Source organism: Mesorhizobium sp. P171375 (genome assembly GCF_057786075.1).
Genome location: NZ_JBYNWF010000001.1, coordinates 4,871,086 through 4,896,138, shown reverse-complemented (window position 1 = coordinate 4,896,138; position 25,053 = coordinate 4,871,086). Strand labels below are relative to the sequence as shown.

Genomic DNA, 25,053 nt, shown 5'->3' with positions numbered 1-25,053 from the left:
GCGGGACTTCCGCCAACTCGCAGCGCGTGCTTGTGTATCCAAACTTGGAAACGCAACCGCAGGTTTCGCGCCTTCCATCGGATACGTGCGTTAGGCATCTATTCGTTCATGAGCGATCGCGGCATTCACTTCCTGGACGAATGGATGGCAGAACACCTTCTGCACGTCACCAACGATGATCCAGCCACGGCCGTCGACCTGGCTGACCAGGTGATTGAAGCGGCGAAAGAGCAGGGTATAAGCGCCGACGAGATTAGCGAGGAAGTTGGCAGCGTATTCAAAGTCATTCTCGATATGATGCAGCGTCGCGGAAGCGATTGGGCAGAGTAGAACCTTCCTGTGGCGAGAGATGCGATTGTGCCCTACACCGCTCCTCCTTCGTGATAAGATATTGTCCAAGCGGATCGGCTGGCTCGGCGCCGTCTCTTGCCGGGGCAGGCGGCACGAGATCAGAGAGCTTGGTCATTTTCGGGAAAGGTTGCCGATAAGCGGAGTTTTTCGCTTCGGCGGGACGTAGCTTTCCACCAGGCGGACATGCTCGGCGTCGACCGTCACCAACGGCCGGAGGCTGATGGTTACCTTATCGCCGTCGATGCGAGTGACATGGCCGGTTAGCTCCATATGCTGGCCGATCACGGCCTTTGAAGTGGAATCGACAACCGAATGCGGGAAGGCATAGGAGGGGATCGTCACACTGATGCGATCGCGTGTCACCCGACCGCGCACAATCGCCGTGACGGCGACCTCATCGCCTACTTTGATATTACCCCGAGCCATGCTGAAGATTCTGGCGCGGCCTGCCGGTTAGTCAAGGGGTTGCTAATATGCGACCCGAGGCGCAAAGTTTCCGACAAATGAGGCTTGTTTTGATCGCGCTTGTCGTCGCTCATAACTGGTATTCCGGCTACCATGATCCGGTCACCGGCTATGAATGCTGCGATGACAAGAAGGACTGTCGAGTCATCAGCTCACGTCACGTCGAGCCGTTGCCGGGCGGCGATTTCAATATTCGCACGGGGTCCAAATCCCCCTATTTCATCTCCAAGAACCGCGTCATGGAGAGTGAAGACAGTCAGTATCACATCTGCACGTCCTCCCCGCCTTTGACTATCCGCTGCTTCTTTGCGCCGCACACGGAGGCCAGCCGCTAGCTTTGCCTCTCGGAGACGTGCGGCGCTACTCAGCCGCAGGGGGCTTCACCGGCCCTGTCATGTTCGGCTGGATGAATGGCGCCCGCTTGCCGGTGATGGTCTCGATCGACTTCAACAACGGTCCGTGGACCTCACGAAGCGTTTGGCAGTGCTCGCTGTGGTACGCCAGGAGGGGACCGATGATGCTCTTGTGCAGCGCCTCTGCTGCCACGAGGAAGCGCTCGATTTCGTCCTGCGAAAGCTGTTTTGAAGGTTTGGTTCTGGCCATTGGCGAACTCGGTTTGAGGAGATCGCCGCAACGAGGATTATAATCCTACATGGCACACCAGCTGACAAGCGTTTTTGAGCGGAGGCCGACCTTCGAGAGGGGGCTTAGGGGACTTCAGTCTTAGTTGAGCGATCGCTAATATGCCTGTAGCTTGGGCAGTGCGGGAAACCCGAATACCAAATGTCCCATGGGTAGCATCGGACCAGTTCGCCGCATTATCAGAAGGCTGTCCTAAGTGCTCTCAACTGTATTGCGGGAAAAGCTGGTTTGCGAATGCGGTCGCACCGGGTATTTGAAACTACGAGAAGACGCTCAGCCCCTCAGCGGCACCTGGGAATCCTACAGCTTGGAGGGTTTCGAGGGCAGCAGCCTGACGATCACTAGTTCGGGAAATATTTCGGGCGACAAGTTGGCCTATCTCCATCCTTTGTGTCCTCAATGCAGTCAGTGGGGCAAGGTGAAGTATGCCAGCCGTGCCTGAGCCCGCAAGACATGCTCGAATGGATCGTGCGCAAGTAGGCGCTACCCAGCCATAGATGAGTGGCCGGCAGGGTTGGGTTGCCTTGTGGGGCTAATGTCATGCCGGCCACTGCGGGTGAGTTTGGTCCCCCGCGCGGATGACCCTATGGGTGTATTAGCAATCGCGCAATTAACCCGTATGGACTACCCCGCCGTAGGAGGCCGCGCCGGCCCTCTCAGGTTCCATTGAATAAACCTAGCTTTCTGCCCGGTGATTTTCTCGCTCGATTTCATAAGCGGCCCGTGGACCTCACGAAGCGCTCGGTAGTGCTCAGCTGTGGTACGCCAGGAGCGGCCGGACGATGCTGTTGTGCATCCTCTGCTGCCACGAGAAAGCGGTCGATTTCAGCCTGCGATAGTTGCTTCGAAGGTTTGAACGCTTTGGTGAATGCAACGTCTCGCGCGCGAAGTGTTTCGAAAAGAGACGCTAGTGCGGCATGCAGCTTGCTTCCTCGAACCGGCAGGAGGTAACCACATGATACTTTCACGAGATCGGAACGAAGACGATATGATCGTCCAATGTCCTAACTGCAAGCGAATGATGATCCGCAAAGGGCGCCTGATCAAAAGCGCCAAGTCTCTGACATGTGAGGCTTGTGGTAATGAGATCCGCCTGACTTATTCGTACAAAATGGCAATCTTTGAAAACCGCAGGCCACCATCATAGTTGTCCGGCCGAATTGCCAAAAGCTCGACGGTTGGCTGGAACAGGCAAGTGGCCGACGCCAGGGGTTGGGGAACCTCGGGTGGGGCAGGCGTCAGTCAAAAACAGGCAGTGAGCAACCCCACCCGGCGCCCCGTAGTGACGGCAGGCCGCGCCCCCAAACCCATGACCCAGCGCAGCCTACCGTCCCATAAGGTACGCGGAAACAAAGCAAGTAGTTGCAGAGAAAATGGCCGGCGTCGTGTGAGTTGGGGACTCGGGTGGGTTGGCGCCGGCCAGGGCGGGTGGGGTTCCACCGCTTGGAAGCATAGGCGGGGCAGTGGCGGCGAATATGGTGCGATCGCGCAACTCAGTCGCTGGCCGGCAGCATCAGCACTGCGACCGCAAGGACGGCCACAGGAGGTAAACTGCCATGCCGATCATTTCGCGCTGCCGGTAGCGCTACAAGGCGCCAGCGAGCATCACAGCGGAGGCGCTGCTGTTACCGCCGGAAAGCGGTTCCGAAATCTCACATCGTCTAAAGGTCAGGGCCTGAATGTTGCTAGGGTCGACATATGATGAGCGCAAAGATCTGGCGAAGGTCATAGGCAGCTTCTACTCGATAAGGAGCCGTGTGGTTCGTGGGGCAGTCGTCGGACCGTTGCCAAATCAAATCGACACGATAGGCCAAGCTCAGGTACTTGCAGAAAGGCTTCTACGGCTTGAGATTGACATGGGTCGAACACCGGATTTCGCAGCGATCGATCTCGGAGGAGCTGCCTAGTTGGCTCTGTCGGTTACCCTAGCCTAATGTCATTAGGGTAGCCAGAAATTCGACTAGGGAGAAATTGTCAATTGATTTCAGTGTGGTGCGGACGACGGGAATCGAACCCGTACGATCAGAGATCGAGGGATTTTAAGTCCCTTGCGTCTACCAATTCCGCCACGTCCGCAGGCCAACCCTTTTCAGACGCCAGTGAAAACCCGTCAAGCCATCTTTTGCCGAGTGTCGCCACTCGAATTCATGAAAGGTGGTTCGTGATTTTAAAACAATTGGTTGTTGCGAAAATCTCAGTCGATCAGTCGTAGGCCTTCCGAGTTGTGACTGCACTCATTCATACACATTGGGTATGGCTTGCCTGTCGTCTGGACACACTTCACCCTGAGGCTGCTCAGTGGACCAGACAGTTGGACGGGCAGAGATCAATTCGCTCGCCAAAGCGTTTTCGCCCAGCAGAGTGGCAACAAGGTCATTGATGTTCCACGCGCCTCTTGTGCGCCCCGTCCGCGATAGATACGGGCGTGACCCGACTGTGACTGGGGCTCCGGGCGTTAGCGATCATTGCCGGATTATTGGTGGGATGGCCTAGGCCGGTTTTGCAAATTAGCGCCCTCTAAATAACGGGATATATCTGGGACTTAAGGCCTACGCATTGGTCGCAAGGCAACTGGACTTATGGTTAAGTCAGAAATCTCTTATGTTTCACAGATACTTAGCTGTAAAAAAAGCTGCCTCCAAAGCATTCAAAGGTTAACCGTTCGTTAAGCGATAGTTGACTCATCCCGGTTTTGAGGAAGACGATCAGCATCGGGACCGGGGGATGAGCACCTACAGGGGCACCTTTGTCCGGGTAATGGGTAAAAAGGGGTAGACAATGACTAAGCTTCTCAAGCAGTTCCGCGACGATGAAAACGGCGCGGCCATGGTCGAATATTCGATCCTCATCGGCATCATTGCCGTCGCATCGATTGGCTTCATCATCGGCATTGGCGGTTGGGTCACTGGCCGCTTCACGGGCCTTTGCACTGCCATGGACAACTCGGGCATCGGCTCTTGCGCTTCGGGTGCGGGCAGCTAATTTGACTATATCGCGCGCCTAACCAGTGCGCATGCGATAGATGGCATGGGGTGGCTGGAGGTCGCCCTGCGCCAGGCTATCGGCCTAGAGGGAGCCGGTGTTCATAGCGCCGGCTCTTTTCGTTGTCTCAGTTCGAAAGACTCGCCAGATGCCCTTAGCATCGCCAGCGCGCGGTAGTCGTCGGCATCGCCAATTGGGGATACCGCGGCGAGAAGTGGTGCATGAAGCTAGAGCCGACTGGCAGCCATTGCCGGAGCGCTATCGGCTCGAGCCAGAGCGCCAGAAACAGCGCGAGCTCGACCTATTCCGAGAGCGGGTCCAGAAGCGCTGCCTGCAGGCCACAGCGAGGCGCCAAGACACGCACGGGCTGACTCCAAAGGATTAGCGGAACCTAATTTGCTGCCGCAACTTAATCTCGCATGGACGAACAGCCGAACCGTAAGAAACTTGTGCCCGCCCCTCAGCCAAGGCGGGGCGTGAGCAAGGGGGTATTGGTAGCGGCCGCGGCGCTGTTTCTTGTCTCCTTCGTTCTGGTCGCTTTTTGGTTCCTTCAATGAGCAAGCGCGGAATCGACTTCCTAGAAAAATGGATGGCGGAGCACCTGCCGAACGCCTTCACCGACGATCCGGCGGCAATTACCGACCTTGCCGATCAGGCTATTCGGGCGGCGGAAAAAGAAGGCATCAGCCTGGAAGAGATCAGCGAAGAAGTCGGCAGCGTGTTCGACGTCATCTTCGATGCGATGCAGAATCGTGCCGGCGGCGAGGGTGGATGACCGTGCCGAAATCGAAAAGGTTCTGGATCGCTACAGGGATTCTGGCAACGCTCGTCATCGTTGCTCTGGTGCTGTCCCTGTCCTTTGCGGCTCTCTCACCCCATTGAAGTCAAGTGGACGTGAGAGCGGCCCGACTGCCGAACACCAGGGCAAGGCCAAAGTAGCCGGGCCAAGGCATGGAAAGAGTTCCGCTCCTCCCCAGCCCGACGGACAGCATCGCGCCGGTTGAGCGCGAGCAAGGATATTAGGCTGCGCCGTTTCGCTGCTGGCGTGTTTGCTGCTTTTAAAAGCTATGGCTACGGACCCGCCCTAACCGATAGGCCGGCCGATTCCAGGGCGGCCCGGCACCTTGGCCGAGGAAGCCAAGTACGCGCCGGGCCTGGCCGGGGCATGGACCTCAAAACCGGCTTGGAATCTATAACGCTCCCAAGCGGGTATGGGCGAAACATACAAACGAAGGACGCGATCTAGGCCGCGGCTTGCCGATAAGCCGCGGCTTATGCGATATTCCGGCGTTCTCCCAAGCGAGGCGCGGCATGCTGGCACGAACTCCCTTCACCGAGATCGAGATCGAGGACGTCGGCGTCTATCGTTTGCCGAGCATGTGGCAGCGACATAGGATCAAGCGCATCAAGCGCAGCGACCGCGACGTTGCCGCCCTAGCTTTCGGTTGCGGCATGACGGTTCGGCAATTTCGAAAGCTGCCGGCCGACAAGCAGGCACTCGTTCGGCAAGCCTGGCTGGTCCTGATCTCCCCGAGAAACACATAGCCGCCAGCGCTGCCCCATGCGGGGCGCCAAGACGCGCGGGGGGGTCGGCGGTGTAGGACAGCGGCCAGCCGAAACGCGCCCTGGCGAAGGCTCTGGGTCGCTGCCGGATGCGCACCTGCGCTTGCGCCATCATATCAGACAAGCCTAATGTAATTCATGATCTGGGGATCGAGGGGTTGCGTCGGCGCATGCGGGTTGGGCGCTATCATCGCCGCAGCCTCCGCTTTCGGAATGCCGTCGGCATCGGCACATAGTTGGTACGAAAAACAGTGCTGCCAGGACGAGCATTGCGAGCCAATGGCGGATGGCACCGTTCGCGAAACAAGCAAGGGCTTCAAGGTGCCGTCCGGTGAATTGCTGCCTTACGGGGACGGCAGGGTGCGTCAGTCACCCGACATGCGTTTCCATTGGTGCCATGCCAACAAATCAACGGTAGGCCGGCATCGTGAATTCCCATCTGGCAACCCTGACATTACGATCTGCCTGTACGTGCCGCCCAGGTCATTCTGACATTCTGCTGCCAACCTACATCGTCAGCGTGTTCGAGAAACCGCACTGGCGGACCGCAACGATTTCAAGCGCAGGGAATGGCCGGTGCGACCCGGGGCTCTCGCTTGGGGGTACAGGCCGCACCGGTCACTGCGGGTTTGATTAGATCTCCTCCCCGCGCTGAACAACGTATTTACATATTAGAAATTGCGCAACTAAGCCGATCGGTCTACCCAGACGTAGGCGGCTGCGCTGGCCCTGTCATGTTCTGCTGGATGAACGGCGCCCGCTTGCCGGTGATGGTCTCGATCGACCTCAACAGCGGTCCGTGGACCTCACGAAGCGCTTGGTAGTGCTCGCTGTGGTACGCCAGGAGGGGACCGATGATGCTCTTGTGCAGCGCCTCTGCTGCCACCAGGAAGCGTTCGATTTCGTCCTGCGAAAGCTGTTTTGAAGGTTTGGTTCTGGCCATTGGCGATCTCCGTTGAAGGGGTTCGCCGCAACGAGGACTATAATCCTACATGTCGGGTCGACTGGCAATTGCCGATGCCTAGCTTGACGCGAATTATTCCCGGGAGGAGCCGAGCAGAAAAGCCCGTCCAAACCTGAGATTTTTGTAGCCTCCTTTGTCAGGTTGGGGTTCATCAAGGCTTCGGCGATGCGCTGGAGGGACATCCTGTTTTCGATCGATCTGAGTTCATTATCGATCTGGTTGATGTTGTCGATCTGCTCGAGAAAGTCCTCGATCGACAAGTCCATCTCAGGGAATTCCAACTTACTGGTTGCTGACACCAGGAAAAACTCGACACCATCCGACTTCACGCTGTGTCGAAATGGCGTATGGGCCACTCGATTTCGGAGTTCACCGCATTGCGGGCACGCGTTGCCAGCGCGTCGAAAGCTTTTGCCTTTTCCTTGTCGCTTATGAAAAGTCGACCAGTGCTCGCAATGTTTTGACCTTGTCGTCAAAGCCCATGTTCCGGCAGACGATGGCAAGCCGCGCGCCTTGAACGCCCATAACCTGGCCGATCGCTTCATTAATGCCAACTTCGAGGAGCGCAAAATATCCCATGAACGCACCGACGAGCGTGAAGGCCCTGGTGTCGGAATCAAGATTCAAGAGGTGGGCTTTTATCAGCATCTCGGGAGCATCGCGCCCAAGCTTCGCCCCCGCAAGGGCGCGCTTGACGATTTCAGCGAATGAGAGCGTCGACCTGATCGCCAGCTAAGCTTCCATGCTCTACCAGAGCCGCCGCGACGCGTTTCATCGCTGCCCGGTGTTGGATAACTGCCAAGCGCGCCTTCGCTCGCAGGCGAGCCTCGTGGCGGTCGAAGACATCGTCGCCAACATATGAGGCACCGGGCAATCCGAGCCAAGCGAGGCAGGCCGTTGCGCGCTCGCAATCAACGTCTTCACCGACGTCGACTGTTCCGAGAATGATCCGCTCGGCTTCGGCGGCTAACCCAGGCCGCGTTATTCGCAATTTGAATTCGGTCAACTGTGGCGGAAATACAACTGCATGTATCGGTGCGCGCTGCTACCAAAGGGTGGGTTTACGGGAGATCACCTATGAAGAAGCTGCTTCTTGCTTTGTCGTTGTCTCTGCTGGCGTCATCGGCCTATGCTGCCGATGCCATCATCGCAGAAGCCGCGCCGGTTTTTAGCTGGACAGGCGGGTATATCGGGCTTCAGGCAGGCTATGCTTGGGGTAATGGCAACGTAGACCAGATCGGTGGACCGGGCTTTATCGACACAGACCCTGACGGGTTCCTTGGAGGCGTCTACGCCGGTTACAACTATCAGATGTCGAACAACATCGTGATTGGTGCGGAATTGGACATCGTTTATGCGAATGTTGATGGCAGCGGCCAAGTATTCCTCGCTCCTGGTGTCCCAGCCGGCGTCACCGCCACCGAAGAACTCAATTGGAGTGGGGCGGCAAGACTTCGCTTGGGGTATGCCGCTGATCGCTTTCTTCCTTATATCGCGGGTGGCGTTGCGTTTGGCGACATAGACATAAGCAATGATAACGGTCCAGGTTCGTTCGGAGATACATTCACAGGATGGACAATAGGCGTGGGCTTGGATTATGCCATGACCGACAATCTGCTGCTGCGCGCCGAGTATCGCTATACTGACTTCGGCAACAAATCATTTGAGGATTTCGGTTCGGAAGTTGATCTGAAGACCAACGAGGTTCGCTTCGGCATCGCCTACAAATTCTAGTCCTCTGAAGGCCCTATAGAGAGCCTGTCGCAAACCGCGACGGGCTTTTTCTTTGCGCAGGAATCAGAAGAAATATCCCGGCAATGCGTCGTCGGCGGGAATCTCAATCAACTGCCGGCAACGAGATGCGGGCTTCAGCCCTAACAACCTTTCGCCCGCAGCTACAGTTGCGCTGATCGAAGGCGATCGAATGTATTTGCAGGTTTGAGGCCAACGACCTGAATTTAACGCGCCGTCAGCGCGCGAAATAATAGCGCATCGAGCCTTTTTTTCCGAGAACCGTACTGTACCAGCACATGCCATGCAGTGTTTATGCTATTTCTTCAAAAGTGTTTGAACGCGATTCTGCGGGCAATTGGTAACAAGTATTGAGCACCTCTAATTTTCGACCCGAGATTCAGGGGCTGCGCGCGATCGCTGTCTGTTTCGTGGCGGTATTCCACGTTTGGCCGCATCTGGTTCCTGGCGGCTATGTCGGCGTCGATGTGTTTTTCGTCATTTCCGGATATCTCATCACGGGCGTTCTGCTGCGCGAGGGGGAGCGAACCGGAAAAATAGACCTTCTCGCCTTTTATGTTCGCCGCGCTCGACGGCTTTTACCCGCCGCCATGCTTGTACTGTTGCTCGTCGGCCTGTTGACTCCATTTTGGCTCCCCTCGGCCCTTTGGCGAGACGGTACGAACGAATTGGCCTACAGCGCCTTCCAGTTGGAGAACTGGCGTCTCGCCGCGAAGGCAATTGATTACCTGGCTGCGACCAACGCTCCGAGCCCAGTCCAGCACTACTGGTCACTGTCCGTCGAAGAACAATTCTACGTTGTCTGGCCTGGGCTGATCATTTGCGCTTTCTGGGCTTCGCGGGCGCTGCGTTTGTCCTCGCGTACCTTGCTTCGAATTCTATTCGGAGCCATCGTCGCCGGCTCGCTCGCCTCCTCGGTGTGGCTCACTTTCACAGACCCCGCGCCAGCTTACTTCGTCACATATACGCGAATCTGGGAACTTGGCCTCGGGGGGCTGGTTTCTCTGGGTGTGCCCGCGTTTGAAGAAGGAGCTAGGCGGTTTCTTGGGTTTGCCGGCGTTGCGGCGATATTGGCTGCAGCGTTCCTGTTCTCCACCAAAACGCCATTTCCGGGATATGCGGCGCTGTTGCCAACGGTAGGGACGGTATTGGTGATCGTCTCGGGCCAAAGCACTTCGCAGCTTAGTGCGTTTGTCCTGCTGAAGATGCGGCCGTTCCAGTTCCTCGGCGATATTTCTTACTCGCTCTATCTCTGGCATTGGCCGATAGTCGTCTTCTTCACGCAGCAAACTGGCGAGGCTATCAGCTTTTGGGGCGGCCTGGCCGTTCTTGCCGCAAGCGTCGGTCTGGCCGCCATCTCGAAGGTGTATGTCGAGGACCGCTTCAGATTTCCGCAGCCGTCGGCGACGTTACGTCGCCGGCTCGTCGGATTGGCCGCTCTTTTTGCTCCTGTCCCGCTCGTGTCTCTGATTGCGTTCTGTGCGGTCTCGATAGCAATTGCGCGACAGCAAGCACTAATCTCGGGCAACCCAGACGATTATCCAGGCGCCAGATCGTTGTTCTCCAACAAACCCGTGCCGAAGGTGGACGCCTATGCCCCCTCCTTGCCGACGATAAAGCGGGACCTCCCACAAACGGATGGTTGCCGGCCGCCCTCTGATGGTGGCGAGCCTGTCGGTTGCCAGTTTGGCGACCCAAACGGGCGCCTCAAGGTATTTCTGGTGGGCGATTCCCACGCTGAACAGTGGGTGCCGGCGTTTGAAAGGACCGCGGCGGATCGTGGCTGGAATGCAAAGAGCTTTACCAAGCCCGGGTGCCCACTATTTCCGACGATGACCCTATTCGCGAACACCGATCGTCCGTTTCCGGATTGCCTGAAATGGGGGCAGTACGTGTTGCGAATTATTCAACAGCAAAAGCCTGATGTTGTCATTCTGGGGCAGAGAGACAATCTGCGTGCTTACCCCGACGACGGGAAGCAAGTGCCCGTCAGCGATACGTTGGTGCAATTGTGGCGCAACGTCGAGGCGTCGGGTGCCAAGGTGATCGTCATCGCCGATACTCCATATTGGGGAGTGAAGCCCGAGCTATGCCTGGCTCGGGACCGTCACTGCTCCATTCCGTATAAGTTCGTCGCGGGGTCCGATCCTCTCGTCCTCGCTCAGCGCCTCTATCCACATGTTGCACTCGTCAATTTCAATGACATCGTGTGCCCAAGCGGCGATTGTCCCGCGGTTATCGGCAATGTCTTTGTGTGGCGCGACACCGATCACCTAACCGCAACCTATTCACGCTCTATGGCCGACGTATTTGGCAGGCGCATCGACGGCGCGATCACGGTGAATTAGCGATGCAGGTGTTGTTTTCTGCGTTGGCGATCGGACATCACCACGGCGCCTCTACCGACGAGTTCGCCATTCAAAACAAGATGTTGCCGAGGATATCAGAGTCTTGAGGACAATCAGAACTTGTAGCTCAGGTTGATGCCGACCGCGTTCAGCTTCACATCCTGATCGCGATCGTTGAAGGGTTGCGCCACGTCATAGTGCTCGGAGCCGAAATCATAGTAGCGATACTGCGCGCCGACGATGAACTTGTCGGTCAGCGCGTAGTCGACGCCGGCACCCACGGTCCAGCCGACGTTCGTGCGCGTGCTGGCGAACGACGCCCCCGCGACTTGCGACGTTTCGATGCCAGCAAAGGCGACGCCGCCGACGCCATAGACCAGCACGCGGTCCATGGCGAAGCCCGCCTTGGCGTTGACTGATCCGAACCACTTGATGTCGGTGCCAAATATGCTTCCAAGGCCAAATTCCGCCGTGCCATCGATCGAGGAATAGTTGAGCTCCGCCTCGGCGCCGATAACCGCCTGATCGAACTGCCAGAGGCCAGCGACATGGCCGCCGACGAAACCGCCGTCAATGTCGGGCGAGATGGAAAACGGCGCGCCTTCTGTTCCTGATATGTCGGACTGGCCCCAGCCATAGCCGGCCTGCAGGCCGGCGTAGTAGCCGGTCCAGTCGAAGCCCGGTTCGGTCATTGGCACTGCCATCGGGTCGGCGGCAAAAGCCGGCGCGGCCAGAACAATCAGCGCACTTGCGAACGTCAGGCGACGCATTGAGTTCTCCGAAATGGCGGTTCAGAAGACGTCTTTTCGGAAGGTAACCCTATTCGCCGCAAAACGGAACCCATTGTTCAACAATCGAAATACGCCTGTTGCTGCGCGCTATTCTCTATTTGGCGTCGATGAAGTCCAGCGCCGCCTGGCTATATTCGTCTGGCGCCTGCAGCATGGCGAAATGACTGGCGTTGGGCAGGATGATGAGCTTGGCGCCTGGAATGACGGAGGCCATGTATTCGGTGTGTTCGCGCTTGATCGCCTCGTCATGATCGCCGGCGACGATCGCCGTCGGCGTGGTGATCTTGGCGAGCTGTTCCTTGGTCCAGGTAGGCTCCGACTCCCACATGTGGCTGATCTGCGAAACGAAGGCATCGTACTGGTCCGGCGTCTTCGACATCTTCTTGTAGTCGCGGCCGGGGCGTTCGATGTAGGCGGCAAAGGTCTTGTTGGTCATCACGCCGGATCGACGCCATCGGTGGTGACATTGGCGGCCTGCGCAAAGAGCCTGGTCAGCCGCTCGGGATGATGCAGCGCGATGTCGATACCGATAATGCCGCCGTCGCTCCAGCCGACAAGAGCGGTCTTGTCGATCTTGAGGTAGTCGAGCAGGGCCAGATAATCGGACGCCATGAGGTCGTAGCCGTAAGGTTGCTCGGTGCGGGTGGAGCGGCCATGGCCGCGGCTGTCGGCGACGATCACCTTGTGGGTCTTGGACATAGTCGCCACCTGGCTCGCCCAGATATCGGCGTGGCCAAGGCCGCCATGGATCAGGAGGATCGGATCCCCGGCGCCGAAAACGGCATAGTACATCTGGATGCCGTTGACCGGCGCATAGCCGCTCTGATCCGGTTTGGGCATCGCCGCCGGCTCCGGCAGCGTCAGCCAGCGCTCCTCGGCGGATGCAAAGCCGGCCGAGATCAGGAACAGGGTGACGAAGACGAACGCTTTCAGGAACCGGGTCATGACTTCACCTCAGGAGGTTTCGTCCTTGGGTCGTTTCGGCCTCGGACGATTGCGAAGGTCGATCTAACAGTCTTCCCGTGTGCGGAGTCAACGAACGCGGGTTTCGCGGCCAGTACAAAAAGCGAATTGCGGGGCAACAGCAGCCAGCGACCTCGAGCGCTATGATTAGCACTCACTAATATGCTATAGGCAAAATGGTGAGGGGCTAGTTCCATGAGACAGTTGCTCGGGCACTTTGCGTTGGCGTGGCTTGTGCTGCCCGGCGATGCGGACGCTCGTGATTGGTATACGGGAAAGACTGATCCCGTTCTTCACTATGACTGCTGCGGAAACAAGGATTGCCGCCCCATCGACTCCAACGACGTCAGGATGACTAAAGACGGGTATTTTGTCAGGCTGCATCCTGCCTACCTGAATGAGTCACAAGAAGCAGAGTGGTTCATCCCGAGAGAACGTGTCCAGGCTGCGCCTGATGATCGATACCACATCTGCGAGCGTCTGATGACGTTCTATCGAACGATCATTCCCCATATGAAGTTCGAAGCCTACCAGAGATACCGATGGACGTGCTTCTTTGCTCCGATGGGTACCGGCTCAATCGATTCGGAATGAACGTCACAGACTGGATTTCAAACTGACCCACTACCGGGTTTCGGGCTGGCGGCGTGAATTGAAATTTCAATCCGTGCCGCCCGCCGCAACGCGTCCGGTTCCGCCTGTGACGGCAATCGCAACAAAAAACCCGCCTCGGGGCGGGTCATTGGCGCAAATCAGCACCATCTACAAAACAATAGCATAAGTGCCGGCACAAATAAACCTCGCCGAGCGGATTTCGCCCGCAATCGCTGGCCAAAGCCATGCCGGCTTGGCACAGTCGGGGCAAACAGGAGTCTCCTATGGCAAAGACCGCGCACGCGACGAAACCCAAGCCTTGGACCGAGATGGCGACCCATCTGGTCGATGTCGCGACCGGGCGCAAGCCGGCCGATCTCGTCATTCGCAACGGCCGCTGGGTGAATGTGCATTCGGGCGAGATCATCGCAGGCACCGACATCGCCATTGCCGGCGGTCGCTTTGCCTATTGCGGGCCGAATGCCAGCCACGCCATCGGCCAGGGCACCAAGGTGGTCGACGCCGGGGGCCGCTATCTCGTGCCCGGCCTTTGCGATGCGCACATGCATGTCGAGAGCGGCATGGTGACGGTGACCGAATTCTGCCGTGCCGTCATCCCGCACGGCACCACCTCGATGTTCATCGATCCGCATGAGATCGCCAATGTGCTGGGGCTCCCCGGTGTGCGGCTGATGCATGACGAAGCTGTCGCCATGCCCATCAACGTCCACGTCCAGATGCCGTCCTGTGTGCCTTCGGCGCCGGGGCTGGAGCATGCCGGCGCCGAACTGACGGTTGCCGATGTCACCGAAGCGATGACCTGGGAGAACATCATCGGCCTCGGCGAGGTGATGAATTTCCCCGGTGTCGCCGCCAACGATCCGGTGATGTCGGGCGAGATCGCCGCCACGGTTAGGGCCGGCAAGACTGTTGGCGGCCACTACGCCTCGCGTGATCTCGGCCTGCCGTTCCACGGCTATGTCGCCGGCGGTCCGGAGGACGACCATGAGGGCACGCGCGCCGAGGATGCGATCGCGCGTGTGCGCCAGGGCATGAAGGCGATGCTCAGGCTCGGCTCGGCCTGGTACGATGTCGCCTCGCAGATCAAGGCGGTGACGGAGAGCGGGCTCGACCCGCGCAACTTCATCCTGTGCACCGATGACAGCCATTCCGGTACGCTGGTGCATGAAGGCCATATGGACCGGGTGGTGCGCCACGCCATCCAACAGGGCCTGAAGCCGGTGACGGCGATCCAGATGGCGACGCTCAACACCGCCCAGCATTTCAAGCTGGAGCGCGAGATCGGTTCGATCGCGCCGGGACGGCTGGCCGACCTGCTGGTCGTTTCCGATCTCGCCGCCATGACCATCGACGAGGTCTATGGCCGCGGCGTCAGGCTGGCCAAGGCCGGCAAGCTCGAGATCGACATCCCGGCCTATGACTATCCGAAGACGGCCAAGAACACGGTCAAGCTCGGCAAGAAGCTCAAGGCAGGCGACTTCGATATTGTAGCGCCCAAGGGCGCCAATGAGGTGCGGGTGCGGGTCATCGGCGTCATCGAGAACCAGGCGCCGACGCGAGCGCTTGAGGCCGACCTGCCGGTCGAGGACGGGCTGGTCGCCATGGATCGCCGCAACGACATCTGCCAGATCGCGCTGGTCGAGCGCCATCGCGGTACGGGCGGCGTCACCAACGCCTTCGTCTCCGGCTTCGGCTATATGGGCGACTGCGCCCTGGCCTCCAGCGTGGCGCATGACGCCCACCACATCATCTGCGTCGGCACCAACAAGGAAGACATGGCGCTGGCCGTCAACCGGCTGGGCGAGGTCGGCGGCGGCGTGGTGTTGTTTTCAAAGGGCAAGGAACTGGCGCTGGTCGAAATGCCGATCGCCGGGCTGATGTCGGACGAACGCGCCGAGATTGTCGCCGCCAAGGCCGAAAAGCTGACCGAGGCGATGCGCAAGATGGGTTGTTCCCTGAACAACGCCTACATGCAGCACTCGCTCTTGGCGCTGGTCGTCATTCCGGAGCTCAGGATTTCCGATGTCGGCCTGATCGACGTGACGACGTTCCAGAAGGTCGACCTTTTTATCTGACAGACCCGGCTGTCATCCGCCGGTGGCGATGGTCAGCACCTTGAACGGGGTGGTGATGACGACTTCGGCCATGGAGCCGACCGCCTTGCCGATCCCTTGGCCGATGTCGTCAAACTCGCCCGGATCGTTCGATCGCAGGGCGGCTGGTGTGCGCAGCCGGTCACCGAGCAATTGAACCAGGATCGGATTGTCCGCGAACTTGGCGTGGTTCAAACGGTCACCGCCCTTGGTCTTGGTGAGATCCGCCACGACCACGCCATAGCTGGCGAGGTCGGCCGCGTTGCCGTAGTCGCCGACGCGCGGCTTGTCGCCGGAGATAATGGACGACAGCTTCAGCGCACGGTCGTCTCCTGAGAGCAGGATGGCGAATGGCTTGTCGGGTTTGCCGTAGCGGATCATCTGTTTCTTGAAGACGTCGACATCGATATCGGGCGAGGCGAGGACGACGTAGCCGAGCTTGCCGCCGAGATCGCGGTCGCCGGCGATGGCGAGCTGGCGCAGCGCCTCCATCGTCACCCAGGTGCCCATCGAGTGGGCGATGATGTCGATGCTTTTCACCCGGGTCTTTGCGAGCATCCTGAGCGTCGCCTCGAGGTCGTCGCGCGCGGCGTTGGCGCTTTCCTTGTCATAGATATAGCCCGTGGTCTTGCCGCTCGAAGCCCAGGAAAACAGCACCGGCGTGCCCGGATATTTGGTGTCGTGGGCGATTTGCGTCAGCCGGTAGACGCCATCGTCGAAACCGTTGTTGAAACCGTGCACGAAGACCAGGGCGCGGTCGCCGTTTATGGCGATGTTGGCGCCGACAGCCTTGGCGAATTGCGAGGCGTCGCCATAGTGGACGACGTCGGTGGCGGTGAACTGCTTGGCCGGGTTGGAGTTGGCCGAACCCTTGGCGCGCTCGATGGCGCCGAGCTGGTGCACCTTCGGCACGGTGACGTCGACGCGGGCGTAGTTGGTGGTCAGCGAACGGTCGCCGTCGAACACCTGGCGCGGATCCTTGGTCGCCGGCTGGCGGGTGGTGGCGACGAAGATTTCGTGCGTGGCCGCGATGTCGGAAGCAGGCACCGACACCGTCGTCTTGTTCAAGAGGTCATGCGTGTTCTGGCCGGCGCAGCCGGCGACAGCGAGCGCGAACGCAAGGACGAGGACGGTCTTCCAACGCACGTTCACGCGGGCTCCCGCTGGCGCATGGCGCCGATTTTATTGTCGATAGAGGCAGAGACCGGCCCGGTCCAGTTGAAAATGAGCGGGCCGGGCGGCATTTGCGAACTCACGCGGCGACAGTAGCCGCAGGGCAACAGCCTTATTGTCCGAGCGCGCTAATGCGGTCGGTCACCGTCTGGTCGCTGGCAAAGCCGTCATCCTCGCGCAGCCGCTGGCCGATCATCTTCACCAGTTCGGGGTTGTCGGCGAATTTGGTGTGGTTGAAGCTGTCAGTTCCCTTGACCTTGGAGAGGTCGACCACGGTGACGCCATAGGCGGCGAGGTCCGCGGCATCCTTGTAGTCGCCGACGCGCGGCCGTGAGCCGGCGATCAGACCGGAGAGCCGCAGCGCTCGGTCATCGTCGGAGAGCAGCAGGATGAACGGCTTGTCGGGCTTGCCGTAGCGGCGCATCTGGCTCTTGAACACGTCGACATCGATGTCGGGCGAGGCGAGCACCACATCGCCGAGCTTGCCACCGAGATCGCGGTCGCCGGTGATGGCCATTTGGCGCAGCGTTTCCATGGTGACCCAGGTTCCGAGCGAATGGGCGACGATGTCGATGCGCCGCGCGCCGGACTGCTGCAGCATGCGCAAGGTCACTTCGAGCTGGTCGCGGGCAGCACTCGCACTTTCCTTGTCATAGACATAGTCGGTGGTCTTGGCGCCCGATGCCCAGGAAAACAGCACCGGGGTGCCGGGATAGCCGGAATCGTGGACGATCTGGGTCAGGCGGTAGACGGCGTCGTCGAAGCCGGTGTTGTAGCCATGCACGAAGACCATGACGCGGCCGCCGCGCGCGGCGATATCGGCGTTGAGCGCGGCGGAGAATTTCGGCTGCGCATCGTAGCCGACGACCTCGGACGCCATGAAATACTTCGCCGGGTCGTTGGACTTGCCGCGCGAGCGGCGCTCGATCTGGCCGATCTGGTGGACGCCGGGAACGGTGACGTTGACGCGGGCATAGTTCAGCGTCGCGGAGCGTTCGCCGTCGAAAACCTTGTTGGGATCGTCGGATTTCTTGCGTGTCGTGGCGATGAAGATCGAGTGATTGCCCGAGATTTCGGTCACCGGCGTGGACATGACGGCGCTGCCGAGCAGTTCCTCGGTTTTGCGGCCGCCGCAGCCCGCCACAAGCAAGGCAAGCGCAAGAATGCAAATCGTCTTCAAACGCACGTCAAAATTCCACTTAAGCCCAAAAGGGCCATCCACCCTCCGCGACACCTCCCGGACAGGGCAAGTGCGGCAGAAGTAAGTCGTGTCCAGCCTAAATGCGTTCAGCGCCGAGCCACGGTCATCGCACTGTTGCGCGAAAGCCAAAATGGCGGCAGGAACGCCGGGATGTTGGAGAAGGGCAGCACCTCGGGCTTCAGCCTTATGCCGAGCACGTCCACCATGAAGGCACGGCGCGCCTCGATGCGGCGCCAGGCCTCGGGATAGCGAGCCGCGAACTCCTCGCGCAAGGCCTGGTCTGCGAGCGCGATGCCGTCCTCGATGTTGGTGGTGAAATAGCTGGTTCCGGTCGCCGGGATGATGTCGACCTGCAGCGCCATGCCCGATTGCAGCTTGATGTCCGAACCGGAAAACACCGGCGAATGCATCCATTCGTCGATATGGACGAGATGGCCGGGATTAAGCGAGACGCCGAAGAATGGATCGCCGATGCGGTCATGCACGGCTTTCCACAGCACGCCGCCAGTAACGCCTATGCCGACGGTCTCGTACCAGTCGACGACGGCGGCGAAATAGGGCGCGACCAGTTTGTCGACATAGTCGTTTATCCCGCGCGGCAGTTCCTGCGCACTCTCGACCAGGAAGCCGGCGCGGGCATTCAGCGAACCCTGGATGCCATAGGCCATGGTGATCGGATCGCCGCGCTTGATGATGTCCAGGCGCGGGCTTGGCAGGCCGTAGGGCGCACGCTTGCCGGCGGACAGCATCGGGTGGCAGCACAGAGGCAGGCCATTCATCCCCATCAGCCGCGCCGCCTGCAATTCGCTCATGCCGGGCTCGATATCCCTGAGCACATTTCGCAGGCCTTGCGAGGAAAAGGTCGCTGCGAATTCGAAGGATGCCAGCTGGTCGGTCTCGTTGATGGCGCGCAGACCATCCGTTGGGTTCATCAGATGGTTGGCGGCATTGACCACCGCGCCCTTGTCGCCGGCCAGTGTGCGCAGCGTATCGGCGATGAAGGACGGCAGGTCGAGCGTCGCCTCGCCAAACCCGCCATCGCCGGGGCCGAACGGCTTCCAGCCGATGGCGCCGATCTTCTGGCCGGTCGTCAGGCCGCAGGCGGCAAGCGTGTCGGACAGGGAGGCGGAGCGGTCGCGTGGCTGCGCCGGCAGCGAGAAGGTCTGGTAGAGGACGCGCTCATAGGGTCCGTCGCAGATTTCGGCATAGCCCCAGCCCTCATTGCCGACGAGAAGTTTTGGCTGGTTGCCTGGAACGATGACCAGCAGCGTCTCCTCGAAACGCGGGTCGTAACCACTGAGGTAGGCGACATTGGCGGCATGCTCGCGGTCGCCATAGACGGCGAAGGCGTCGAGCCCCGCCTCGGCGCCGCGCGCCAGCAGAGCCTCGATGCGCGTCTCGTAGGTCCGGCGTTGAAGCACAGGCATCACCGTCGGCTCACCGAACTCGGGAAGCGCTACGGTCTTCAGGGCAACAGCCGAAACAGGCATGGACGGCTCCATCGGATTTTCCTGCTGGCGCGTCAAAAGCGGCCGCGCGGCATCGGTGGCCGCAAACGGCGAATTGTGCAATAGGCTTGGCATTCCAACCACGTGATCACGGGCGCCATGAACAGTTTCTCCTCCCGCGTCGCCATTGCTGCCGCAGCGATCCGCGAAATCTTTCCCGAAACGCCGCTGCAGGAAAACGACTATCTGTCGAAGAAGACCGGGGCGCGGGTGCTGTTGAAGCGCGAGGATCTTTCGCCGGTGCGCTCCTACAAGATCCGCGGCGCCTTCAATTTCTTCCGCAAGGCGCTGGCCGCCGGCAACGAGGCCGAGCTTTTCGTCTGTGCTTCGGCCGGAAACCATGCGCAAGGCTTTGCCTTCGTGTGCCGCCATTTCGGCAAAAAAGGCGTGGTCTTCATGCCGGTGACGACACCGCAGCAGAAGATCGACAAGACGCGGCTGTTCGGCGGCGATTTCGTCGAAATCAGGCTGGTCGGCGATTTCTTCGACGACTGCTACCGCGCCGCCTTCGAATTCACCGAAAGTTCGGGCGCGCATATGGTGCCGCCCTTCGACCACAAGGACATCATCGAGGGGCAGGCGACGGTCGCCTATGAGATCGCGGACCAGATGCCCGGTGCGCGCATGCCCGACATCATTATGCTGCCGGTCGGCGGCGGCGGCCTGGCGGCCGGGGTGACGCACTATTTCGCCGATCAGCAGCGCGAAGCCCGCTACGTCTTCTGCGAGCCTGCCGGGGCGCCGAGCCTGCATGAGAGCCTGGCCAGCGGAAAGCGTATCAAGCTCGCCAATGTCGACAATTTCGTCGACGGCGCGGCGGTGGCCGAGATCGGCCGCGAGCCGTTGCGCCACCTCAAGGAGTTCGCCGCTGACGCCGTGCGTCTGATCCCCGAGAACCGGCTCTGCGCCACCATGATCGAAATGCTCAACATCGAAGGCGTGGTGCTGGAGCCGGCTGGCGCGTTGGCGATCGATGCGCTGAAGGATTTTTCGCGGAAGGAGATCCGGGGCAAGACCATCGTCGCCGTGGTGTCGGGCGGCAATTTCGATTTCGAGCGGCTGCCCGACGTGAAGGAGCGGGCGCTGCGCTTCGAGGGCCTGAAGAAATACTTCATCATCCGTTTCCCGCAGCGGCCCGGCGCGCTGCGCGACTTCTTGGAAATGCTCGGTCCCGACGACGACATTGCCCGCTTCGAATATCTGAAGAAATCGGCGCGCAATTTTGGTTCGGTGCTGATCGGGATCGAAACAAAGGACCGGCGCAATTTCGACCTGCTGAAGGCGAATTTCGAGGCCGAGGGCGTCCACTATCAGGACATCACCGACAACGAGACCCTGGCGGGGTTCATCATATGAGCGCCGCAGTCTTTGTTGCGCTGTTTTCCGGCATCAATGTCGGCGGCAACCGCATCGTCAAGATGGCGGAGTTGCGGGCGTTTTTCGAGGAACTCGGCTTCACCGATGTCGCCAGCTATGTGCAGAGCGGCAATGTCGTGTTCCGCGCCAAGAAGGGAGATGCGGTCACGCTGACCAAACAGCTTGATGCAGCGTTCGAGAAGAAATGGGGCTTTCATTCGCGCATCATGGTGCGCGATCTCGGCTGGTTCGAACGGCTGGTGAGTGAAAATCCCTATCCGGAGGTGGCCGGCGACCCGACCAAGCTTCACGCCTATACGCTTGAGCGCCAGCCGACGGGGGACGAAATTGCCAGGCTTGCCGAAAAGTGCACCGGCCCCGAAAGCTTTGAGGTCAAGGGCGATGTGCTCTACCTCAAGGCGCCGGACGGGCTCGGCAAATCGGCGTTCGCCAACATTCTTCCGCGCGTGCTCAAAGTACCGGGCACCGCGCGCAACTGGCGTTCGGTGCTGGCGCTGCTGGAGATGGCCGGCCAGGCCGGCGCAAAATAGAGTTATGCCGGCGCGTGCTTCCAATCGAAGGTCAGTTCTTCGCGGAAAGCAAAACGCTTGATGTGATCGGCAACCACACTTTCCAGGCGCTCCAGCGATCCGCCTTCATCCGTCGACACCGTGATATGTAGCGCTGCCGCATCGGCATCGAGAACCGTGCGGCCGAGCGACAGATCGATGGTGCCATGGTTCGGATCGAACTCGACGGGAAATTTGTGTGCCCAGTGCTTGCACAGCTGCTGCAGATAGCGGCTGGCATAAGCGGTGGTGACATCGACACGGCTGGTCGGCATGAATGAATTCTCCTGGACGGAGCGCTGGCTTTGACTGGCTCGCGCGTCAGGCAGGTAAATAGGTGCGGTCGCCCGAAATGGCAAAGGCGGCCGGCTTGGTCGCGCGGCCGCCTCGCTCAAGATGGCGTGATCGCTACCAGGTGCCGGTGTTGGGCATCGACGCCCACGGCTCGGCCTTGGGCTTGGCCGGTCCCTTCTGCAGCAGCTCGAACGAGATGCCATCCGGCGACTTGACGAAGGCCATGTTGCCGTCGCGCGGCGGCCGGTTGATGGTGACGCCATTGTCCATCAGATGCTGGCAGGTGGCGTAGATGTCGTCGACCTCATAGGCGAGGTGGCCGAAATTGCGGCCGCCCTTGTAGTCCTCCGGATCCCAATTGTAGGTCAGTTCGATCAGCGGTGCCTTTTCGGCGATGCCGCTCTCTACGTCCTCGGAGGCGGCGAGGAAGATCAGCGTGAAGCGGCCCTGCTCGTTTTCGTAGCGGCGCACTTCCTTCAGGCCGAGCTTGTTGACATAGAAATCGAGCGAGACATCGACGTCGGCGACACGGACCATTGTGTGGAGGTAGCGCATAGGATTTCCTCGGGGATGTTTGGGTTGCGAGGCAACATAGGGTCCACCCCGCCGAAGGGCAACGAGCACCGGACCGAAAAAGCGGTGGCCGGTTTTGGAAAAGTCAGATTGCTCTGACAAAAGCGTCGGACACCAAGTGGTTGCCGATTCCGGCAAAATCCTGCGCAAATTGCCGACCGGTTGACGGCCTGGACAGATCGTCATTGCGGCCGCCAGCAACGCCGGCAAACAACAAATCAGCTATTCTTGTATCCAACCGTGAAAAAAGGCACGGCAGGTCTTGCACACCTGGGAAGCGGCGGTGTTAATCTGATGTCAAGAATCACTTGCGGTTTTCTTGAAAAAAGGGGGCGTTCTTATGGGGGATAGGGCCTCTTTCACGAGGCGGGATGAGAACCTTGACGACGCCCTGAAGCGCGACAGTGGCGGCGATACCGCCGATCTGGTCGAAATCGCCGGCGCCATCAAATGGTTCGACGTGGCCAAGGGCTACGGCTTCATCCTTCCCGATGACGGTTCTTCGGGCGACATCCTCCTCCATGTGACCTGTCTGCGAAAGGACGGTTTCCAGACTGCATTGGAGGGCGCGCGTGTCGTGTGCCTCGTCAAGCACGGCGACCGCGGCTTGCAGGCGTTCCGGGTGCTGTCCATGGACACCACCACCGCGATCCATCCGGCCGAGATGCAGGAACAGCGCACCCATGTGTCGGTGACGCCGGAAAGCGGTCTCGAACGGGCGCTGGTGAAGTGGTTCAACCGCACCAAGGGCTTCGGCTTCCTGACCAGGGGCGAGGGCACCGAGGATATCTTCGTCCATATGGAGACGCTGCGCCGCTACGGAATCACCGAACTCAGGCCCGGGCAGGTTGTTCTGGTGCGCTTCGGACGCGGTGACAAAGGCCTTATGGCTGCCGAGATTCACCCCGATATGGGCACCTTGCCGGTCGCGCATTAGGACGCGAGCCATCCCGACGAATTCGGGACGGTCTCTTTCCTTGTTTTCTTGGTTTCACCACGATCTTATCCGAATACCTGAGACCACTTTTGGGGATCATGGTTTCCGGTTGAGGATTTCAGATGGCGCACAGGAACTGGCTGACTGCGGGAGCGCTCTGCGTCATCGTTGCCGTGGCCGCCGGCGCCTACTTCTATTCGGGGCGGCCGACCGCATCCCAGCAGGCTCCCGCCGGCGACAGCCAGGCGATGATCCTTCCCGTCGACCCGACGCCGCTGGTCGTGGCGACGAAAGGCGGAGACAAGTCCTTCTCCATCGAAGTCGCGAACACCGAAGCAGAGCGCGAGGCCGGCCTGATGTTCCGCCAGGACATGGCGGACGATCATGGCATGCTGTTCGTCTTCGAGATGCAGAAGCAGGTCGGCTTCTGGATGCGCAACACGCCGATGCCGCTGGACCTGATCTTTGTCGGCCAGGACGGCAAGATCCGGGCGGTCAAGCATGGCGAGCCTCAATCGGACGCGGTCATTTCACCGGGTGTGCCGGTGCGCTTCGTGCTTGAGCTCAAGGCCGGCACCGCCGCCAAAAACGGCATCGAATATGGCGATCTGCTGCGCCATCCGGCCGTTGGCACGGTGCCCGGGCCTGGCATGCCGCCGGCGGACAAGGGCGATTCGCCCACGCCCGGCGCCGGCTGAGCGGCGTCGATGCAGTTCTTTTCGCATGACGGGTTCGATCTCGCCTTCCTCGACCGCCAGCCGGCGTCGGGTAAGGGCGATCCGGTGCTGATGATCCACGGCTTTGCCTCCAGCCATTATGTCAACTGGGTATCGCCGGGCTGGTTCAAGACGCTGAACGACGCCGGCTACCGCGCCATCGCCTTCGACAATCGCGGCCATGGCTCGTCGTCGAAGAGCTATGACGAGGCCGACTACACGCCGGCCAAAATGGCCTCGGATGCGGCAGCGCTGCTCGACCATCTCGGCATCGATCGTGCGCATGTCATGGGCTATTCGATGGGCGCGCGCATCTCGGCGTTCCTGGCGCTGTCCGATCCGGACAAGGCGGCGACGCTGGTCTTCGGCGGCCTCGGCATCGGCATGGTCGATGGCGTCGGCGACTGGGACCCGATCGCTGAAGCGCTGCTGGCCGATGATCCGGCCGCCACCAGCCATCCGCGCGGCCGCTCGTTTCGCGCCTTTGCCGATCAGACACGCAGCGACCGCCGGGCGCTGGCGGCCTGCATCGTCACCTCGCGGGAGCTGCTCAGCGAAGATGACATGACGCGCATTGCCCAACCGACGCTGATTGCGGTGGGGACGACAGACGATATCGGCGGTTCGCCCGATGAACTTGCCGCGCTGATGCCGAACGCCAGGGCATTTCACATCGATGGCCGCGACCATATGCTGGCCGTCGGCGACAAGATCTTCAAGCAGCGCGTGTTGGAGTTTTATGCCGAAAATCCGCTCTGACGCGGACCGCAAGGGGGCAATGTGGTGCAATGGGGAAGGGGCGCGGCCGCCGTTCCAGGCGAGGTCGTGCAGACAAAGCTCGGCAAACGTTCAGTTATACTGGCGCTGGCTGCCTTTGCTGCCGGAGCGGTTGCGATCGCCATCATGGTGGCGTTGCCGAGCGACGCATCGCAGCTTACGCAGGGCGTTGCGACGGGCTTCTTCATGCTGGTGTTTCTGCTGGCAGCTCCGGTGGCGCATGTCGCCGGCGTGGTCTTCGGCGTGATGGCGCTGGCGCGCTCCAACGACAGTCGCGGGCTTGGGCTGCTGGGGATTGTGCTGAACGGGCTGTCGGTGGCGGGTGGGCTGACGCTGCTGGCGGCAATGGCATCGACGATCGGCGCTTTCACGTGATTGCGCGCGAGCTGCCGCCTTGCTGCTTTTCGCGGTACTGGTGCC

The 25,053-nt window shown here is 60.1% G+C and carries 25 protein-coding genes, 1 tRNA gene and 1 pseudogene; 15 read left to right on the top strand and 12 right to left on the bottom strand.

Annotated elements, in window-relative coordinates:
- Positions 1-108: 108 nt before the first annotated feature.
- On the top strand, positions 109-330 hold the full coding sequence (locus ACYHH6_RS23860) for a DUF768 domain-containing protein (protein ID WP_352585903.1): 222 nt from the start codon (positions 109-111) through the stop codon (positions 328-330).
- Positions 331-462: 132 nt separating this feature from the next.
- Here the strand turns inward: ACYHH6_RS23860 and ACYHH6_RS23855 are convergent, their stop codons facing one another.
- Entirely contained in the window at positions 463-777 is a 315-nt protein-coding gene (locus ACYHH6_RS23855; RefSeq protein ID WP_352585904.1) for a hypothetical protein, read from the bottom strand.
- A gap of 89 nt (positions 778-866) precedes the next feature.
- Here ACYHH6_RS23855 and ACYHH6_RS23850 point away from each other — a divergent pair, with 89 nt between their 5' ends.
- Complete coding sequence (locus ACYHH6_RS23850; RefSeq protein ID WP_352585905.1) at positions 867-1,151, top strand: hypothetical protein; 285 nt, start codon at positions 867-869, stop codon at positions 1,149-1,151.
- Positions 1,152-1,176: 25 nt separating this feature from the next.
- Here ACYHH6_RS23850 and ACYHH6_RS23845 read toward each other — a convergent pair whose 3' ends face one another.
- On the bottom strand, positions 1,177-1,419 hold the full coding sequence (locus ACYHH6_RS23845) for a hypothetical protein (RefSeq protein ID WP_352585906.1): 243 nt from the start codon (positions 1,417-1,419) through the stop codon (positions 1,177-1,179).
- Between the two features lie 2,029 nt (positions 1,420-3,448).
- Positions 3,449-3,534, bottom strand: a tRNA-Leu gene (locus tag ACYHH6_RS23840).
- Between the two features lie 702 nt (positions 3,535-4,236).
- Here ACYHH6_RS23840 and ACYHH6_RS23835 point away from each other — a divergent pair.
- The 3 genes from ACYHH6_RS23835 to ACYHH6_RS23825 all read left to right on the top strand — a co-directional run bounded on the left by ACYHH6_RS23835 (position 4,237) and on the right by ACYHH6_RS23825 (position 5,985).
- Entirely contained in the window at positions 4,237-4,440 is a 204-nt protein-coding gene (locus ACYHH6_RS23835) for a Flp family type IVb pilin (protein ID WP_352585907.1), read from the top strand.
- Positions 4,441-4,993: 553 nt separating this feature from the next.
- Positions 4,994-5,215 (top strand): DUF768 domain-containing protein, encoded by a 222-nt coding sequence (locus ACYHH6_RS23830; protein ID WP_352585908.1) that lies wholly within the window; start codon positions 4,994-4,996, stop codon positions 5,213-5,215.
- Between the two features lie 536 nt (positions 5,216-5,751).
- Positions 5,752-5,985, top strand: coding sequence for a hypothetical protein (locus tag ACYHH6_RS23825; protein ID WP_352585909.1), 234 nt, complete (start codon positions 5,752-5,754; stop codon positions 5,983-5,985).
- 718 nt (positions 5,986-6,703) lie between these two features.
- Here ACYHH6_RS23825 and ACYHH6_RS23820 read toward each other — a convergent pair.
- Together ACYHH6_RS23820 and ACYHH6_RS23815 are read right to left on the bottom strand one after the other, a co-directional pair.
- Entirely contained in the window at positions 6,704-6,946 is a 243-nt protein-coding gene (locus ACYHH6_RS23820) for a hypothetical protein (RefSeq protein ID WP_352585910.1), read from the bottom strand.
- Between the two features lie 450 nt (positions 6,947-7,396).
- Positions 7,397-7,615 (bottom strand): hypothetical protein, encoded by a 219-nt coding sequence (locus ACYHH6_RS23815; RefSeq protein WP_352585911.1) that lies wholly within the window; start codon positions 7,613-7,615, stop codon positions 7,397-7,399.
- A gap of 429 nt (positions 7,616-8,044) precedes the next feature.
- Here ACYHH6_RS23815 and ACYHH6_RS23810 point away from each other — a divergent pair, with 429 nt between their 5' ends.
- Together ACYHH6_RS23810 and ACYHH6_RS23805 are read left to right on the top strand one after the other, a co-directional pair.
- Positions 8,045-8,701 (top strand): outer membrane protein, encoded by a 657-nt coding sequence (locus ACYHH6_RS23810; protein WP_352585912.1) that lies wholly within the window; start codon positions 8,045-8,047, stop codon positions 8,699-8,701.
- Between the two features lie 368 nt (positions 8,702-9,069).
- Positions 9,070-11,067 (top strand): acyltransferase family protein, encoded by a 1,998-nt coding sequence (locus tag ACYHH6_RS23805; protein ID WP_352585913.1) that lies wholly within the window; start codon positions 9,070-9,072, stop codon positions 11,065-11,067.
- A gap of 113 nt (positions 11,068-11,180) precedes the next feature.
- On the opposite strand, the gene ACYHH6_RS23800 is transcribed toward ACYHH6_RS23805, so the two are convergent.
- Positions 11,181-11,837, bottom strand: coding sequence for an outer membrane protein (locus tag ACYHH6_RS23800; RefSeq protein ID WP_488500477.1), 657 nt, complete (start codon positions 11,835-11,837; stop codon positions 11,181-11,183).
- Between the two features lie 115 nt (positions 11,838-11,952).
- A pseudogene (locus ACYHH6_RS23795) lies at positions 11,953-12,803 on the bottom strand (alpha/beta fold hydrolase).
- Positions 12,804-13,016: 213 nt separating this feature from the next.
- Between ACYHH6_RS23795 and ACYHH6_RS23790 the strand changes: the two are divergent.
- Complete coding sequence (locus ACYHH6_RS23790; protein ID WP_352585914.1) at positions 13,017-13,415, top strand: hypothetical protein; 399 nt, start codon at positions 13,017-13,019, stop codon at positions 13,413-13,415.
- 284 nt (positions 13,416-13,699) lie between these two features.
- A complete protein-coding gene (gene ade / locus ACYHH6_RS23785) occupies positions 13,700-15,511 on the top strand; it encodes an adenine deaminase (RefSeq protein WP_352585915.1) in 1,812 nt (603 codons plus the stop codon).
- A 12-nt stretch (positions 15,512-15,523) separates the two neighbouring features.
- Here the strand turns inward: ade and ACYHH6_RS23780 are convergent, their stop codons facing one another.
- The 3 genes from ACYHH6_RS23780 to ACYHH6_RS23770 form a co-directional block, all read right to left on the bottom strand.
- A complete protein-coding gene (locus tag ACYHH6_RS23780) occupies positions 15,524-16,681 on the bottom strand; it encodes an alpha/beta hydrolase (protein ID WP_352585916.1) in 1,158 nt (385 codons plus the stop codon).
- A 133-nt stretch (positions 16,682-16,814) separates the two neighbouring features.
- A complete protein-coding gene (locus ACYHH6_RS23775; RefSeq protein ID WP_352585917.1) occupies positions 16,815-17,888 on the bottom strand; it encodes an alpha/beta hydrolase in 1,074 nt (357 codons plus the stop codon).
- Between the two features lie 101 nt (positions 17,889-17,989).
- Positions 17,990-19,393: an aminopeptidase P family N-terminal domain-containing protein gene (locus tag ACYHH6_RS23770; RefSeq protein ID WP_352585918.1), complete on the bottom strand. Its 1,404-nt coding sequence runs from the start codon at positions 19,391-19,393 to the stop codon at positions 17,990-17,992.
- A 117-nt stretch (positions 19,394-19,510) separates the two neighbouring features.
- Here ACYHH6_RS23770 and ilvA point away from each other — a divergent pair, with 117 nt between their 5' ends.
- Positions 19,511-20,767: a threonine ammonia-lyase IlvA gene (gene ilvA / locus ACYHH6_RS23765; RefSeq protein WP_352585919.1), complete on the top strand. Its 1,257-nt coding sequence runs from the start codon at positions 19,511-19,513 to the stop codon at positions 20,765-20,767.
- Positions 20,764-21,318 (top strand): DUF1697 domain-containing protein, encoded by a 555-nt coding sequence (locus ACYHH6_RS23760; RefSeq protein WP_352585920.1) that lies wholly within the window; start codon positions 20,764-20,766, stop codon positions 21,316-21,318. The genes ilvA and ACYHH6_RS23760 overlap by 4 nt, the downstream gene beginning before the upstream one ends.
- Before the next feature lie 2 nt (positions 21,319-21,320).
- Here the strand turns inward: ACYHH6_RS23760 and ACYHH6_RS23755 are convergent, their stop codons facing one another.
- Complete coding sequence (locus ACYHH6_RS23755) at positions 21,321-21,611, bottom strand: DUF2218 domain-containing protein (protein ID WP_352585921.1); 291 nt, start codon at positions 21,609-21,611, stop codon at positions 21,321-21,323.
- 133 nt (positions 21,612-21,744) lie between these two features.
- On the bottom strand, positions 21,745-22,185 hold the full coding sequence (locus ACYHH6_RS23750; RefSeq protein ID WP_352560904.1) for a VOC family protein: 441 nt from the start codon (positions 22,183-22,185) through the stop codon (positions 21,745-21,747).
- A 358-nt stretch (positions 22,186-22,543) separates the two neighbouring features.
- Between ACYHH6_RS23750 and ACYHH6_RS23745 the strand changes: the two genes are divergently transcribed.
- From ACYHH6_RS23745 to ACYHH6_RS23730, 4 genes are all read left to right on the top strand, one after another.
- On the top strand, positions 22,544-23,140 hold the full coding sequence (locus ACYHH6_RS23745) for a cold-shock protein (protein ID WP_112563409.1): 597 nt from the start codon (positions 22,544-22,546) through the stop codon (positions 23,138-23,140).
- A gap of 122 nt (positions 23,141-23,262) precedes the next feature.
- Positions 23,263-23,838 carry a DUF192 domain-containing protein gene (locus ACYHH6_RS23740; RefSeq protein ID WP_352585922.1) on the top strand — a complete coding sequence of 192 codons (576 nt, stop codon included), beginning with the start codon at positions 23,263-23,265 and terminating at the stop codon, positions 23,836-23,838.
- 9 nt (positions 23,839-23,847) lie between these two features.
- Entirely contained in the window at positions 23,848-24,615 is a 768-nt protein-coding gene (locus tag ACYHH6_RS23735; RefSeq protein WP_352585923.1) for an alpha/beta fold hydrolase, read from the top strand.
- A 66-nt stretch (positions 24,616-24,681) separates the two neighbouring features.
- Positions 24,682-25,008, top strand: coding sequence for a hypothetical protein (locus ACYHH6_RS23730; RefSeq protein ID WP_352585924.1), 327 nt, complete (start codon positions 24,682-24,684; stop codon positions 25,006-25,008).
- Positions 25,009-25,053 lie beyond the last annotated feature (45 nt).

Coding starts and splice junctions, on each gene's coding strand:
- ACYHH6_RS23830 (WP_352585908.1), top strand. CDS start 4,994: ATGAGCAAGCGCGGAATCGACTTCCTAGAAAAATGGATGGCGGAGCAC.
- ACYHH6_RS23790 (WP_352585914.1), top strand. CDS start 13,017: ATGAGACAGTTGCTCGGGCACTTTGCGTTGGCGTGGCTTGTGCTGCCC.
- ACYHH6_RS23820 (WP_352585910.1), bottom strand. CDS start 6,946: ATGGCCAGAACCAAACCTTCAAAACAGCTTTCGCAGGACGAAATCGAA.
- ACYHH6_RS23770 (WP_352585918.1), bottom strand. CDS start 19,393: ATGCCTGTTTCGGCTGTTGCCCTGAAGACCGTAGCGCTTCCCGAGTTC.
- ACYHH6_RS23835 (WP_352585907.1), top strand. CDS start 4,237: ATGACTAAGCTTCTCAAGCAGTTCCGCGACGATGAAAACGGCGCGGCC.
- ACYHH6_RS23825 (WP_352585909.1), top strand. CDS start 5,752: ATGCTGGCACGAACTCCCTTCACCGAGATCGAGATCGAGGACGTCGGC.
- ACYHH6_RS23745 (WP_112563409.1), top strand. CDS start 22,544: ATGGGGGATAGGGCCTCTTTCACGAGGCGGGATGAGAACCTTGACGAC.
- ACYHH6_RS23755 (WP_352585921.1), bottom strand. CDS start 21,611: ATGCCGACCAGCCGTGTCGATGTCACCACCGCTTATGCCAGCCGCTAT.
- ade (WP_352585915.1), top strand. CDS start 13,700: ATGGCAAAGACCGCGCACGCGACGAAACCCAAGCCTTGGACCGAGATG.
- ACYHH6_RS23760 (WP_352585920.1), top strand. CDS start 20,764: ATGAGCGCCGCAGTCTTTGTTGCGCTGTTTTCCGGCATCAATGTCGGC.
- ilvA (WP_352585919.1), top strand. CDS start 19,511: ATGAACAGTTTCTCCTCCCGCGTCGCCATTGCTGCCGCAGCGATCCGC.
- ACYHH6_RS23750 (WP_352560904.1), bottom strand. CDS start 22,185: ATGCGCTACCTCCACACAATGGTCCGTGTCGCCGACGTCGATGTCTCG.
- ACYHH6_RS23735 (WP_352585923.1), top strand. CDS start 23,848: ATGCAGTTCTTTTCGCATGACGGGTTCGATCTCGCCTTCCTCGACCGC.
- ACYHH6_RS23845 (WP_352585906.1), bottom strand. CDS start 1,419: ATGGCCAGAACCAAACCTTCAAAACAGCTTTCGCAGGACGAAATCGAG.
- ACYHH6_RS23810 (WP_352585912.1), top strand. CDS start 8,045: ATGAAGAAGCTGCTTCTTGCTTTGTCGTTGTCTCTGCTGGCGTCATCG.
- ACYHH6_RS23800 (WP_488500477.1), bottom strand. CDS start 11,837: ATGCGTCGCCTGACGTTCGCAAGTGCGCTGATTGTTCTGGCCGCGCCG.
- ACYHH6_RS23860 (WP_352585903.1), top strand. CDS start 109: ATGAGCGATCGCGGCATTCACTTCCTGGACGAATGGATGGCAGAACAC.
- ACYHH6_RS23815 (WP_352585911.1), bottom strand. CDS start 7,615: ATGCTGATAAAAGCCCACCTCTTGAATCTTGATTCCGACACCAGGGCC.
- ACYHH6_RS23740 (WP_352585922.1), top strand. CDS start 23,263: ATGGCGCACAGGAACTGGCTGACTGCGGGAGCGCTCTGCGTCATCGTT.
- ACYHH6_RS23855 (WP_352585904.1), bottom strand. CDS start 777: ATGGCTCGGGGTAATATCAAAGTAGGCGATGAGGTCGCCGTCACGGCG.